This is a genomic window from Saccharothrix hoggarensis (genome assembly GCF_052936025.1).
Window position 1 is genome coordinate 2,182,265 of record NZ_CP193624.1, and the last position, 13,425, is coordinate 2,195,689.

Annotated in this window: 12 protein-coding genes; 8 read left to right on the forward strand and 4 right to left on the reverse strand. The window is 73.1% G+C overall.

The window, feature by feature from the left end:
• Window positions 1–27: 27 nt before the first annotated feature.
• Genes ACRAKH_RS10580 through arfA form a run of 3 tightly spaced genes read left to right on the forward strand, consistent with a single transcriptional unit; the run spans window position 28 to window position 3,372 of the window.
• The gene (locus ACRAKH_RS10580) at window positions 28–996 is read left to right on the forward strand and encodes a carbohydrate ABC transporter permease (protein WP_380722066.1); all 969 of its coding nucleotides are present in this window, start codon (window positions 28–30) and stop codon (window positions 994–996) included.
• The gene (locus tag ACRAKH_RS10585) at window positions 993–1,859 is read left to right on the forward strand and encodes a carbohydrate ABC transporter permease (protein ID WP_380722068.1); all 867 of its coding nucleotides are present in this window, start codon (window positions 993–995) and stop codon (window positions 1,857–1,859) included. The genes ACRAKH_RS10580 and ACRAKH_RS10585 overlap by 4 nt, the downstream gene beginning before the upstream one ends.
• A 7-nt stretch (window positions 1,860–1,866) precedes the next feature.
• Window positions 1,867–3,372, forward strand: coding sequence for an arabinosylfuranosidase ArfA (gene arfA, locus ACRAKH_RS10590; RefSeq protein WP_380722070.1), 1,506 nt, complete (start codon window positions 1,867–1,869; stop codon window positions 3,370–3,372).
• Here the strand turns inward: arfA and ACRAKH_RS10595 are convergent.
• Entirely contained in the window at window positions 3,356–5,485 is a 2,130-nt protein-coding gene (locus ACRAKH_RS10595; protein ID WP_447009780.1) for an MMPL family transporter, read from the reverse strand. The genes arfA and ACRAKH_RS10595 overlap by 17 nt on opposite strands.
• A gap of 113 nt (window positions 5,486–5,598) precedes the next feature.
• On the opposite strand from ACRAKH_RS10595, the gene ACRAKH_RS10600 reads away from it, so the two are divergent.
• The 4 genes from ACRAKH_RS10600 (at window position 5,599) to ACRAKH_RS10615 (ending at window position 8,979) form a co-directional block, all read left to right on the forward strand.
• Entirely contained in the window at window positions 5,599–6,312 is a 714-nt protein-coding gene (locus tag ACRAKH_RS10600; RefSeq protein WP_380722074.1) for a response regulator transcription factor, read from the forward strand.
• Window positions 6,312–7,775: a sensor histidine kinase gene (locus tag ACRAKH_RS10605; protein WP_380722076.1), complete on the forward strand. Its 1,464-nt coding sequence runs from the start codon at window positions 6,312–6,314 to the stop codon at window positions 7,773–7,775. Before ACRAKH_RS10600 ends, ACRAKH_RS10605 begins: the two co-directional genes overlap by 1 nt.
• The gene (locus ACRAKH_RS10610; RefSeq protein ID WP_380722078.1) at window positions 7,759–8,034 is read left to right on the forward strand and encodes a hypothetical protein; all 276 of its coding nucleotides are present in this window, start codon (window positions 7,759–7,761) and stop codon (window positions 8,032–8,034) included. The genes ACRAKH_RS10605 and ACRAKH_RS10610 overlap by 17 nt, the downstream gene beginning before the upstream one ends.
• 117 nt (window positions 8,035–8,151) lie before the next feature.
• Window positions 8,152–8,979: an alpha/beta fold hydrolase gene (locus tag ACRAKH_RS10615; RefSeq protein ID WP_380722080.1), complete on the forward strand. Its 828-nt coding sequence runs from the start codon at window positions 8,152–8,154 to the stop codon at window positions 8,977–8,979.
• On the opposite strand, the gene ACRAKH_RS10620 is transcribed toward ACRAKH_RS10615, so the two are convergent.
• A complete protein-coding gene (locus tag ACRAKH_RS10620) occupies window positions 8,976–10,181 on the reverse strand; it encodes an MFS transporter (protein WP_380722082.1) in 1,206 nt (401 codons plus the stop codon). The genes ACRAKH_RS10615 and ACRAKH_RS10620 overlap by 4 nt on opposite strands.
• Window positions 10,182–10,402: 221 nt before the next feature.
• On the opposite strand from ACRAKH_RS10620, the gene ACRAKH_RS10625 reads away from it, so the two are divergent.
• On the forward strand, window positions 10,403–11,371 hold the full coding sequence (locus tag ACRAKH_RS10625) for a hypothetical protein (protein WP_447009781.1): 969 nt from the start codon (window positions 10,403–10,405) through the stop codon (window positions 11,369–11,371).
• A 22-nt stretch (window positions 11,372–11,393) separates the two neighbouring features.
• On the opposite strand, the gene ACRAKH_RS10630 is transcribed toward ACRAKH_RS10625, so the two are convergent.
• The gene (locus ACRAKH_RS10630) at window positions 11,394–12,779 is read right to left on the reverse strand and encodes an MFS transporter (RefSeq protein ID WP_380722086.1); all 1,386 of its coding nucleotides are present in this window, start codon (window positions 12,777–12,779) and stop codon (window positions 11,394–11,396) included.
• Between the two features lie 136 nt (window positions 12,780–12,915).
• Complete coding sequence (locus tag ACRAKH_RS10635; RefSeq protein WP_380722088.1) at window positions 12,916–13,404, reverse strand: MarR family winged helix-turn-helix transcriptional regulator; 489 nt, start codon at window positions 13,402–13,404, stop codon at window positions 12,916–12,918.
• Window positions 13,405–13,425 lie beyond the last annotated feature (21 nt).

A 13,425-nucleotide genomic window follows, 5' to 3' on the forward strand; every position in this document is an offset into this window, starting at 1 on the left:
CGTTCGGGCCCAGTCAGGAGGTTCCCCGTGACCCGGTCCACACCGATCACGGCGCCCGAGGCCGACGAACCGCCACCGCCCGTCCTGGTCGAGTCGCGGGCGCGGTCCCGGCGCGGGTCGCGCCGCGTCACCGCGCACCCGGTCGCCGGAGCGCTGTTCGTCCTGCCGTTCTTCCTCGTCGTCGTGGCGTTCCTGGTGGTGCCGCTCGCGTACGCGTTCTGGCTCAGCCTGTCCAGCAAGAGCCTCGCGCTGGGCACCCGGTTCACCGGCGTCGACAACTACGTGCGCGCGTTCACCGATCCGATGCTGCTGGACGGCCTGCTGCGGGTCGTCCTCTTCGGACTCGTGCAGATCCCGGTCATGCTCGGCCTGGCGCTCGCGGGCGCGCTCGTGCTCGACGCCGTGACGACGAGGTTCGCCCTGGCGTTCCGGCTCATCGCGTTCATGCCCTACGCCGTGCCCGCCGTCGTCGGCGCGCTCATGTGGGGCTTCCTGTACAGCCGCACGTTCGGCCCGTTCGCGGACCTGCCGACGCTCGTCGGCGGCGACCCGATCGACTTCTTCAGCGTCTCGCTGCTGCTGGTGTCGCTCGGCAACATCGTGACGTGGGCGTGGACCGGCTACAACATGATCATCCTGTACTCGGCGCTGCAGGGCGTGCCGCGCGAGATGTACGAGGCCGCGGTGATCGACGGCGCCACGCCGGTGCAGGTCGCGTTGCGGGTCAAGGTCCCCGCCATCAAGCAGGCGATCTCGCTGGCCGCGATCTTCACCGTCATCGGCACCATGCAGTTCTTCACCGAGCCTGCGATCATGGCGCGGTTCGCGCCGCAGATCTCCGCCGGGTACACGCCCAACCTGTACGCCTACAACCAGGCGTTCGCCTACTCGGACTTCCACTACTCGGCCGCGCTGTCGTTCGCCCTCGGTTTCCTGGTGTTCGTGGTGGCCTACGTGTTCGTGTTCGTCAACCGTCGGCGAGGTGCGCGGAAGTGAACGTCGGCGGAGCTGGCAACCAGACCAGGGTGAAGACCCGACTGCCGCACCTGTTCATGGGTGTGGGCATCCTCTACTTCCTCGTCCCGCTGCTGTGGGTGGTCGTCGCGGCCACCAAGAGCCAGCCGGACCTGCTCGACAGCCCGGCGCTGTGGTTCGCCGAGTTCAACCTGTTCGAGAACATCGGGCAGCTGTTCCGCGAGGACGACGGCGTCTACGGCAAGTGGCTGCTCAACACGGCCCTGTACTCGGGGCTGAGCGCCCTCGGCGCGACCGCGCTGGCCGCCGCGGCGGGCTACGGCCTGGCCCGGTTCCGGTTCCCCGGCAAGCGCTTGTTCGAGACGGCGCTGCTCGGCATGATCATGGTGCCGGCCACCGCGCTGGTGCTGCCGACGTACCTGATCCTGTCGGAGGTCGACCTGGTCGACACGATGTGGGCGGTCATCCTGCCGTCGTTGCTCAGCCCGTTCGGCGCGTACCTGGTCCGCGTGTACGTGGACGAGAGCGTGCCGGTGGAGCTGATCGACGCCGCGCGCATCGACCGCGCCGGCGAGCTGCGCATCTTCTGGCAGATCGTGGTGCCGATGATGCGTCCCGCGATCGTCACCGTCTTCCTGTTCACGCTGGTGGCGACGTGGAACAACTACTTCCTGCCGCTGGTGATGCTCAGCGACTCCGAGCTGTACCCGCTGACCGTGGGGTTGACCACCTGGTTCAACACCGCGCAGCAGGAGGCGGGCACCCGGATGCTGTTCAACCTCGTCGTGACCGGCTCACTGCTGGCCATCGTCCCGCTCGTCGTCGCCTTCGTCCTGCTGCAGCGCTTCTGGCGCAGCGGCGCGGCCGCAGGCGCCTTGAAGTAGGAGAAACGTGCTCAACGCCTCCCTGGTCCTCAGCCCCGACTACGTCATCGCGCCCGTGCGCCGCCGGCTCTTCGGGTCGTTCGTCGAGCACATGGGCCGCTGCGTCTACACCGGCATCTACGAACCCGGCCACCCGACCGCCGACGAGGACGGCTTCCGCGGCGACGTGCTCGCCCTCACCCGCGAGATGGGCGTGGAGCTGGTCCGCTACCCCGGCGGCAACTTCGTGTCCGGCTACCGCTGGGAGGACGGCATCGGGCCCGTCGCCGACCGCCCGGTGCGCCGCGAACTGGCCTGGCACAGCATCGAGACGAACGAGGTCGGCATCGACGAGTTCGCCCGCTGGGCCCGCAAGGCCGACGTCGAGGTGATGTACGCGGTGAACCTCGGCACCCGCGGCGTCGAGGAAGCGCTCGACGTGCACGAGTACCTGAACCACGAGGGCGGCACGCACCTCTCGGAGCTGCGCCGCGCCAACGGTTCCAAGGCGCCGCACGGCGTGAAGCTGTGGTGCCTCGGCAACGAGCTGGACGGCCCGTGGCAGCTCGGCCACAAGACCGCGCACGAGTACGGCCGGTTGGCCGCCGAGACCGCGCGGGCGCTGCGGCAGGCCGAGCCGGACCTGGAACTGGTGGCGTGCGGCAGCTCCAGCTCGTCCATGCCGACGTTCGGCGAGTGGGAGTCCACCGTCCTGGAGCTGACCTACGACCAGGTGGACCACATCTCGTGCCACGCCTACTACGAGGTGCTGGACGGCGACGTGGACAGCTTCCTCGCCTCGGCGCTGGACATGGACCACTTCATCGACAGCGTGGTCGCCACGGCGGACGCGGTCGGCGCGCGGCTGAAGAGCAGCAAGAAGATCACGCTGTCGTTCGACGAGTGGAACGTCTGGTACCTGAAGCGGTTCCAGGCCGAGCCGCGCACGGAGTGGGAGGTCGCGCCGCGGGTCATCGAGGACCAGTACGACGTCACCGACGCCGTGGTCGTCGGCAACCTGCTGATCTCGTTGCTGCGCCACAGCGACCGGGTGGCGGTGGCGTGCCAGGCGCAGCTGGTCAACGTGATCGCGCCGATCCGCAGCGAGCCCGGCGGCCCGGCGTGGCGGCAGACGACCTTCCACCCGTTCGCGCTGACGTCACGGCTGGCGCGGGGCCAGGTGCTGCGGGTGGAGACGACCTCGCCGACGTACGAGACCAAGCGCTTCGGCGAGGTCCCGGTGGTCGACGCGGTCGCCACGCACGACCCCGAGTCCGGCGACACGGTGGTGTTCGTGGTCAACCGGCACCGGTCGGAGCCGGTGGACCTGCGGGTCGGCCTGGCCGCGTTCGGCGACGTCGAGGTGGCCGAGGCGTGGACGGTCCACGACCCGGACGGCTCGGCCACCAACACCGAGTCCAACCCGGACCGCGTCGTCCCGAAGCCCCACCCGGCGACCGTCGCGGACGGCGACCTCACGGCCGTCCTGCCGCCCGTCTCGTGGACCGCGGTGAGGCTCAGCGCCCGTTCGTGACGGCCGGGCGCACCGGTGAGGGCGGCACGCGGAGCACGCGTGCCGCCCACCCCGGCAGCCACCAGTTCCACCGGCCCATCATCGCCACCGTCGCCGGCACGAGGACGGCGCGGATCAGCGTGGCGTCCAGCACGATCCCCAGCGACACCCCGGACGCGAAGATCGCCACGTCCAGCTCGCCGCCGGCCGCCATGGACGCGAACGAGAAGAACAGGATGAGCGCCGCGCACGTCACGAGCCTGCCGGTGCGACCGATGCCCGCGACGACGGCCTGCCGCGTGCTCCCGGTCCGGTCGTGCTCCTCGCGCATCCTGGCGATGATGAACACCTCGTAGTCCATCGTCAGCCCGTACAGGAACGCGAACACGGTCACCGGGACGAACGTGCCGATCGCGCCGTCCGGCTGGAGGCCGAGCACCGCCTCGGTGCCCCAGCCCCACTGCCACACCACGACCAGCGCGCCGAGCACCGCGCCCAGCGACAGCAGGTTCAGCAGGATCGCCTTGAGCGGCAGCAGGAGCGAGCGGAACGCCCTGGCGAGCAGGACGAACGTGGCCGCGGCGAGCAGCGCGAGCATCCACGGGAACGCCGAGTACGTCACGTCGACGTAGTCCAGCTGTTGGGTGGCGTTCCCGCCGACGAGCACCCCGTCCGGCACGGCCGCGCGCACCGCCCGGACCAGGTCCTCGCCCGCGTCGGCGCCGCCCTCGGGCACCGGCAGCACGGTCACCAGCGCCGAGCCGTCGACGCGCCACCGGTCGTCGTCGGGAGCCGTGACGGCGTGCACGCCCGGCACGTCCGCGAGGGCCGCCGCGACCGCGCCCGGATCGCGCCCCGGCGGCACGAACACGTCGAACGACGTCAGCACACCGGACGGGACGCCCGCCTCCCGCAACGCCGCCAGCCCGTCGTGCCCGCTGCCCGAGCGGGCCAGGTCGCCGGTCACGGGGACGCTGAGGTTCACGCCCAACCCGATCACCGACAGGCCGACCAGCGCGGCGGCGGCGACCACCGCGGCCGGCACGCGCCGCCGCACCACGACGCGCGCCCACGCCGTCCACGCCCGGCTCGCCGCCTCCTCCCGTTCGAGCTTCCCGGGGCGGGCCTTGGCCAGCAGGAGCGGCAGCACCGTGAGCGACACGAGCGCGCTCGCGAGCGTCACCACCATCCCGCCGACGCCGAGGCTGCGCAGCAGCGGGATCGGCAGCACCACCATGGTCACCAGCCCGATCGCCACCGCGCCGCCGCTGAACACGATCGCGTGCCCCGCCGTGGCCATCGCCCGGTGCACGGCCTCGTCGCCGTCCCGGCCGAGCGCCCGTTCCTCGCGCCAGCGGGTCACCAGGATCAGCGCGTAGTCCACCGCGATGCCGATCCCGAACAGCGGCAGCATGATCACCGTCGTCTCGTGGACGTCGATCACCGCGCTCGCCGCCAGCAGCCCGAGGAACGACACGGGCACCGCGACGAACGCCGTGAGCAGCGGCACGAGCGCGAGGGCCGAGCGGAACACTAAGGCCAGCACGGCGATCGCGGCGGCGAGGGTGATGAGCAGCTTCAGCGGCACGTCGAGCCCGCCGGTGTCCGCGCCCGTCGCCAGCGCGTCGAGCCCGGTCACGTGCAGCAGCGCGCCGTCCGGCAGGTGCGGGCGCATGGCGTCGGCGACGACCGCCCCCAGGTCCGACCCCTCGCCGAGCGCGCTGCCGGGCAGACCGCCCTGCTCGACCTGCGGCCCGAAGACCAGGCCGAACGTGGTCGTGCCGCCGTCGCCGACGAACGCGCGGTCGCCGGTGTCGGCGTACGACACGACGCGGGCGTCGTCCGGGATCGCGTCGAACGCGTCGGCCAACGCCTCCCGCACGCCCGGCGAGTCCACCGTGACCCCGTCCGGGAGCGTGACGACCGGGACGAACGGCCGTTCGTAGCCCCCGGTGCCGTAGGTGGCCGTGATCCTCTGGTTGGCCTCGTAGCCGGGCAGGCCGGGGTAGTCGTTGCGCTCGGACGTGGCCGGCAGCAGCAGGGCGAGCGCGCCGCAGCCGGCGAGCAGCAGCGCGACGGCGAGCGCGCCGACCGGTCGTCGGTGCCCGAGCACGAATCGGGACAGTTTCTCCATGCCGACCAGCCCACCAGCGCGATCTTCGGGCGGCGTGCGAGCGCTCTGGGAGTTCTCTGTGAAAAAGCGGCCTCCGCGGTCGATCCGGGTCACCCCTGCACGAGACTGGCCCGGTGACACCACCACCGCCGCGCGTCCTCGTCGTCGACGACGAGAGGTACCTGGCCGACCTGGTCGCCACGGCGTTGCGCTACGAGGGCTTCGAGACGGCCGTGGCGTCGACCGCCGCGGAGGCCCGGACCACGTCGTTCGCGCCGGACCTGCTCGTGCTGGACGTGGTGCTGCCCGACGGGTCCGGCATCGACCTGTGCCGCGAGCTGCGCCGGACCGGGCAGCGCGCGCCCGTCGTGTTCCTCACCGCCCGCGACGCCACCGAGGACAAGATCACCGGGCTCACGGCGGGCGGCGACGACTACGTGACCAAGCCGTTCAGCATCGAGGAGCTGGTGGTGCGGGTGCGGGCGGTGCTGCGCCGCACGCGTCCCGGCGAGTGGCCGGGGGAGCGGCTGCGGTTCGCGGACCTGGAGGTGGACGAGGACGCGCACACCGTGCGGCGGCACGGCGAGCCGATCGACCTCACGCCGACCGAGTTCAAGCTCCTGCGCTACCTCGTCGCGAACGCCGGCCGGGTGCGGTCGAAGCGGCAGATCCTCGACCACGTGTGGGAGTACGACTTCGGCGGCAACGACGGGGTCGTCCAGACGTACATCTCCTACCTGCGGCGGAAGGTGGACGCGTTCGACCCCCCGCTGATCCACACCGTCCCGCGTGTCGGGTACGTCGTGCGGCTGCCGGAGAACCGGCCCCCGCGGCCCGGGCGGGCCTGATGTCGTTGCGGGCCAGGCTGGTGCTGACCGTCGTCGGGTTGCTCGCGCTCGGCCTGGCGGTGTCGGTGGGGGCGATCTTCGGCGCGTTGCAGGACTGGTCCGGCGACCAGAACGACGACGTGCTCACCGCCGTGGGCCGCGACTTCCGGCGCGAACTGCTCGCGGGCCCCGGCGCACCCCAGAACGGCGTGGTCACGGACGGCGTGGTGACGCGGGTGTGGCGGGACGCGGCGGCGCACGGCGACATCCCGTCGTTCTTCCAGGTCCGAAGCCCGGACGGGCGGGTGCGGCACACCACGGCGTTCGGTGCGGCGCCGGCGCTGCCGGACCCGTTGACCGACGCCTTGTGGCCCGCGGCGGTGACGGCGGAGAACCCGGACGGCGGCCGGTTCGCGGACGTCGGCGAACCGCGCTGGCTGGTGCGGACGTCACGGGTGGGCGAGCACGGCGACATCCTCGTGGTGGCGATGCCGGCCGCGAAGTCGGACGAGCTCCTCGACCGGGTGCGCAACGTCGCCGTCGGGTCGAGCGCGGTGGCGCTGCTGGCGGTGGCGTACCTGTCGTGGCGGGCGGTGCGGAGGGCCCTGCGTCCCCTGACGGGCATCTCGGCGACCGCGGCGGCCATCGGCTCGGGCGACCTCACCCGCCGGGTGGGGGGCGCGGGCGCGCGCACGGAGGTCGGGCGGCTCGGTGACGCGCTGAACGCGATGCTCGGCCAGCTGGAGTCGGCGTTCCGGGAGCGGGAGGCGTCCGAGGACCGGCTGCGCCGGTTCGTCGCCGACGCGTCGCACGAGCTGCGCACCCCGATCGCCACCATCCGCGGGTACGCCGAGCTGTTCCGGCGCGGCGCGGCCCGCCGCCCCGACGACCTCGACGTGGCGATGCGCCGGATCGAGTCGGAGGCCGAGCGCATGGGGTCGCTGGTGGACGAGCTGCTGCTCCTGGCGCGCCTCGACCAGGGCCGGCCGCTGTCGCGCGACCCGGTCGAGCTGACCGACCTGGCCGCCGACGCCGTCGCCGACGCCCTGACCGCGTGGCCGGACCACCCGGTGGAGCTGGACCACGACGAGCCGGTGACCGTGGCGGGCGACCGCGACCGGCTGCGCCAGGTGCTGGGCAACCTGCTGGCGAACGTCGCCCGCCACACCCCGCCCGGCACGACGGCGCGGGTCAGCGTGCGCGCCGAGGGCGACCACGCCGTGATCGCGGTGTCCGACGACGGTCCGGGCCTGACCGAGGAGGAGTGCTCGCACGTGTTCGAGCGGTTCTACCGCGCCCCGACCGCCCGCGCCGACCACGGGGGCGCGGGGCTGGGTCTGTCGATCGTGGCCGCCGTGGCCGCCGCGCACGGCGGCCGGGCCACCGTCGCCTCGACCCCCGGCCGGGGCACGACGGTCGCGATAACCCTTTCCCCCGCCCGGCCCGGCGCTGCCAGGCTCCCCGACCATGACGACGACACGTGAGCTGCTGCTGATCGGCGGCGGCGCGGGGGTGGGGAAGTCCAGCGTCGGCTGTGACATCAGGTGCACGGTGCTGCTCACCGCCGAGGACGCCACCGTCCGGGAACGGCTCGCGCACTGGGAGGTCGGCTCCCGGCTCGCGCCGCACGTCGACCGCAGCCGCGCCACGGCGGAAGCGCCCGCGCGCAGCGTCCACGTCGCCACGGACGGCAAGTCGGTCGTCGGGATCGCCCACGAGGTGCCGGCCGCCGCGGCGTGGTGACCGCCGACCTGCGACGGCCGACCCTGCGACGGCTGACTCTGCCGCGGCTGGCCCTGCGGCGGACGCCGGGCTGCGGGAAGGTGTGGCGCACAGGCACCGTTCCGGGAGGATCCACAGATGAACCACACGTCGACCGCCACCGTCGCGACCCTGCGGGTCCCCGACGCGTCGCTGCACTACGAGGTGCGGGGCGACGGGCCGCTCGTGGTGCTCGTCGGCGCGCCGATGGACGCCAGGGCGTTCGAGCCGCTGGCCGACCTGCTCGCCGCCGACCACACCGTGCTCACCACGGACCCGCGCGGCATCAACCGCAGCGAGGTGGACGACCGGGAGCGCGACTCGACGCCCGAGCTGCGCGCCGACGACCTCGCCCGCCTCATCGCCCACCTCGACGTCGGCCCGGCGGTGGTGCTGGGATCGAGCGGCGGCGCGGTCAGCGCCCTGGCCCTCGCGCAGGCCCACCCGGAGCTGGTGCGCACGGTGATCGCGCACGAGCCGCCGCTGGACGAGCTGGTGGAGGACCGCGAGGAGCTGCGGGAGCGGACCGACGACATGATCGCCACCTACCTGGCGGGCGATCGCCTGGGCGCGTGGCGCAAGTTCCTCGCCATCGCGGACATCGACATGCCCGTCGAGGCGGTCGAGCAGATGTTCGGCGGCGACGGCGACCCGCAGGACCGCGCGGACGAGCACTACCAGTACACGCGGATGCTGCGGCCGACCGTCGAGTTCGTGCCGGACGTGGAGGCGCTGCGCGCGTCGGGGGCGCGGATCGTCGTCGCCATCGGCGAGGCGTCGGGCGGGCAGCTGTGCGAGCGCACGTCGCAGGCGCTGGCCGAGCGGCTCGGCGTCGAGCCCACGACGTTCCCCGGCAGCCACATCGGGTTCGTCGAGGACCCGGAGCGGTTCGCCGCCCGCCTCCGCGAGGTGGTGGCCGAGGGCTAGGCGGACGCGCGGGCGCGGCGGTCGACCACGACCGACAGGGCGGCCACCGCCAGCCCGGACAGGCTCAGCGCGACACCGACCCACGCCGTGGACGTGTAGCCCCAGCCTGCCGCGATGGCGAGGCCGCCCAGCCACGCGCCCGCGCCGTTGGCGATGTTCAGCGCCGAGTGGTTGGACGACGACGCCAGCGACGGCGCGTCCGGCGAGGCGTCCATCAGCCGCACCTGGAGCGCCGAGGCGAGGACCTGCGACACGAGCCCGAGCAGGAACACCGTGGCGAACGCCATCACCGGCGACGTCGCCGTGAGCGCGAACAGCACCAGCACGGCGGTCACCGCGATCATCGAGCCGAACACGGTGCCCATCACGGACCGGTCCACGAACCGGCCGCCGGTGGTCGCGCCGAGCGTCATGCCGAGCCCGAACACCGCCAGCACCCACGGCACGGCGCCCGCGGACAGGCCGGTGACCTCCGTGGTGATCGGCGAGACGTAGGAGTAGACGGCGAACATGCCGCCGAACCCGACCATGCCCATGACCAGCGCGAACCACACCTGCGGGCGGCGGAACGCGCGGAGTTCGGCGGCCACGCCCGCGTCCCGCGCGGCGGGGATGCGGGGCAGCCACCTCGCCACCGACAACGCCGTCACGACCGCGATCGCCGACACCGCGAAGTAGGCGACGCGCCAGCCGATCTGCTGCCCGGCGGCGGTGGCGACCGGCACGCCGACGAGGTTCGCCACGGTGAGGCCGACCATGATCCGGGCGACCGCCGTGCCACGCCGCTCCGGCGGCACGAGGGTCGTCGCGACCACGGCGGCGATGCCGAAGAACGCGCCGTGCGGCAGGCCGGCCACGAACCGGGAGATCATCAGCAGGGTGGCGTTCGGCGCGACGGCGGACAGCCCGTTGCCGACGGCCAGGGCGATCGTGAGGCCGATGAGCAGGCCCTTGCGCGGCAGCTTCGCGGCCAGGCCGGCGATGAGCGGCGCGCCGACGACGACGCCGAGCGCGTAGAGGCTGATCGCGTGGCCCGCGGCGGGGATGGAGAGGTCGAACGTCGCCGCCATCTGCGGCAGCAGGCCCATGGTGGCGAACTCGGTGGTGCCGATGGCGAAGCCGCCGAGCGCGAGCGCCCCCATGGCCGCGCCGCCGTTGCGTCCGCGCCGGGTCGCCGCGGGCTGGACGGCCGTCGCTGTCATCGCGTCGCTCCTGTCGTCTGTCCCGTGTCGACAGTGACCGCGCGACGTGGCTTGCCGGGCTGAGGTGGCTTGCTTAGCTGTGGCTTGCTTAGCTACGGAAACGATTTTAACGGTCGCACGCCCCCGGTTCGCGCCCACACCGCGTGCCGCTGCTCACAGGGAGAACTCGGTGGACGGCGTTTCCCCGGCATGACGTAATACCGGCGTCGAGGAGGAGGACCGTGTTCACACGACGGGTGGAGTTGCGGCGGCACGGCGGGCTCGTTCCGGTGAGCGAGGACGACGTCCTGGTCACCGCCGACGTCGGGCCGCACGGCGAGGTGGTCGCGCTGTGGTCGACGCCGGAGGGCCGCGAGGTGCTGCACGCGCGCGACGGCGGCCGTGGTGGCGCGAGCTTCCCCGCCGTGCGGGCCGCGCGTCCGGTGGCGGCCCGCCTGACCCGGCACGTCCCCGACCGGGACGCCGTCGTCCACCTGGACGGTCTCGCGCTCGCGCACTGCCACGTGCAGCCGTTGCCGGGGGACCGGTTCCTCGTGGTCGGCGCGCGGAACCGCTGGACCGCCGACGGTGTCGAGGACAACGCCCACGTGGTCGACCCCGCGGGCGGCGTCGTGCGCACCGCCCTGTTCGGCGACGGCGTCGCCCACGTGGCGGCCACCCCGTCCGGCCAGGTGTGGGTCGGCTACTCCGACGAGGGCGTGTACGGCAACTTCGGCTGGGGCGGTCCGGGCCCCGCGCCGGTCGGCGGGTCCGGACTCGTCCGGTTCGGCCGCGACCTGACCCCGACCTGGGCGTACCCGCACGACGGCGACTTCGACGGGATCGACGACTGCTACGCGCTCAACGTCGCCGGCGAGACGGCGTGGACGTGCTACTACTCCGAGTTCCCCGTCGTGCGGGTCGACGGCGACCGGGTGACCGGGTGGGAGAACGAGGTGGAGGGCGCGACCGCCGTCATCACGGACGGCGTGCGCTGCGCGCTGGTCGGCGGCTACGGCGGGGAGCGCGACCTGGTCCGGGTCGGGGAGCTGACCGGGGACGGGCGGTTCGAGGTCCGGCACACGCGGCGGTTGGCGCTGCCCGACCGCCGTCCGTCGAACGGGTGGACGGCGGTCGGGCGCGGGGACGTGCTGCACGTGATCTCGGGGACCGCGCACTACCGGCTCGACCTCGACCAGTTGCCGGGCTGACGCGTGGTCCTGCCGGAGGGCGTCAGGCGGGGCGCTTGCGCAGGACGACCAGCGTGACGACGAACGCGGCGGCGAGCAGGGCGGCGGCGACGGTGAACGCCACGTGGTACCCGGCGGTGAGGGCGGCGGCTTCGGCGACGCCCGCCGCGCGGTCCTCCCCGGTGCGGGCGGCGGCCAGCGTGGACAGGACGGCCACGCCCACGGCCATGCCGACCTGCTGGGTGGTGTTGAACAGCCCGGACACCAGGCCCGCGTCGTCCGGCTTGGCGTCGGACATGCCCAGCGACGCCAGGGCGGGCAGCACGAGCCCGCCGCCCGCGATCAGCAGCATGACCGGCAGCAGGTCGGTGACGTAGTCGGCGTCCACGGGGACGGTCCGGAGCTTCAGCATCGCGCCGAACAGCAGCGCGAGCCCGGCCAGCAGCACGGCGCGTTCGCCGAACCGGTTGTTCAGGCGGGCCGAGAGGAACAGCGACACACCGCCGATGGCGACGGCCGCGGGCAGCATCGCCAGGCCCGTGGCCAACGCGCCGTAGCGCAGCACCTGCTGCATGAAGAGCGCGACGATGATCTGGAACGCGAACATCGCCGACAGCGTGAGCACCTGCACGAGGTTCGCCCCGCTGACGTTGCGGGACCGCAGGACGCGCAGCGGCATCAACGGCGTCCTCGCGGTCGCCTGGCGCACGGTGAACGCGGCCAGCAGCGCCACCGACAGCGCGCCGAGGCCGAGCGTGTGCGCCGCCGTCCAGCCGTGCTGCTCGACCTTGACCACGGTGTAGATGCCGAGCATCAGGCCGCTGGTGACGAGCGCCGCGCCGAGCACGTCCGCGCCGGCGGCCAGTCCCGCCCCGCGGTCGGCCGGCAGCGCGCGGACCGCGAGGAGGATGGTGGCCACGCCGATGGGCAGGTTGATGAAGAAGATCCAGTTCCAGCTCAGCGCGTCGGTGAGGACACCGCCCAGGACCTGCCCGAGGGACGCGCCGGCCGCGCCGGTGAAGCTGAAGACGCCGATCGCCTTGGCGCGTTCGGCCGGGTCGGTGAACAGGGTCACCAGGATGCCGAGCACGACCGCCGAGGCCATCGCGCTGCCCGCGCCCTGGAGGAACCGGGCGGCGATCAGCAGGCCGGGCGTGGTAGCCGCGCCCGCCAGCAGGGACGCGGCGGTGAAGACGGCGTTGCCCGCGAGGAACAGGGCCTTGCGGCCGACCAGGTCGCCGAGCCGGCCCGCGAGCAGCAGCAGGCCGCCGAAGGCGATCAGGTACGCGTTGACGGTCCAGCTGAGGCCGGCGGGGGAGAAGCCCAGGTCACGCTGGATGGCGGGCATCGCGACGGTGACGATGCTGCCGTCGAGGATCGTCATCAGCATCGCCGCGGACAGCACGGCGAGCGCGGTCCACCGGTTCACGCGAGGCGTGTCCCGTGGTGCTTCGAGGGGTGTTCCGGAGTCGGTTCCGACATCCGACGGCATGGCTGGCTCCTGTTCCCGCGGTGACAGGAGCAACCGTAGCGGATAGTTTTGTTACAGACAATCTAGTGCGGACTCACTTGGTGCTCTCGCGGGCGCGGCGGGCCGTCTGCGGCGCCGCGACCGGCGTCGACAGGTGGCCCGTGACCAGCAGGTTCATCGCGTGGAGGAGGGCATCGCGGTCCTTCTTCGGCAGCGACTCCAGCGCCGCCCGGTGCACGCCGTCCACGATCTCCTGACTGCGCCGGGCCACCTCCGCGCCCTTCTCGGTGACGGCGATGATCCGCGCCCGCCGGTCCGTGCTGGACGGCCGGCGCTCGGCGAGGCCCGCCTTCTCCAGCGCGTCCACCGTGACGACCATGGTGGTCTTGTCCATGTCGCCGAGCTCGGCCAGCTGGATCTGCGTGCGCTCCTCTTCGAGGGCGTGGACGAGCACGCAGTGCATGCGCGCCGTGAGGCCGATCTCGGCCAGCGCCGCCGCCATCCGCGTGCGCAGGACGTGGCCGGCGTGGTCGAGGAGGAAGGACAGGTCGGACTCGGTGCGGGCCGGGGCCATGGCGGACATGGCCCCAGCCTACCTACTCGG

Excerpts from the sequence above, each read along its gene's own strand:
- ACRAKH_RS10595 (WP_447009780.1), bottom strand. The coding sequence starts at position 5,485 with ATGGAGAAACTGTCCCGATTCGTGCTCGGGCACCGACGACCGGTCGGC.
- ACRAKH_RS10605 (WP_380722076.1), top strand. The coding sequence starts at position 6,312 with ATGTCGTTGCGGGCCAGGCTGGTGCTGACCGTCGTCGGGTTGCTCGCG.
- ACRAKH_RS10610 (WP_380722078.1), top strand. The coding sequence starts at position 7,759 with ATGACGACGACACGTGAGCTGCTGCTGATCGGCGGCGGCGCGGGGGTG.
- ACRAKH_RS10615 (WP_380722080.1), top strand. The coding sequence starts at position 8,152 with ATGAACCACACGTCGACCGCCACCGTCGCGACCCTGCGGGTCCCCGAC.
- ACRAKH_RS10620 (WP_380722082.1), bottom strand. The coding sequence starts at position 10,181 with ATGACAGCGACGGCCGTCCAGCCCGCGGCGACCCGGCGCGGACGCAAC.
- ACRAKH_RS10635 (WP_380722088.1), bottom strand. The coding sequence starts at position 13,404 with ATGTCCGCCATGGCCCCGGCCCGCACCGAGTCCGACCTGTCCTTCCTC.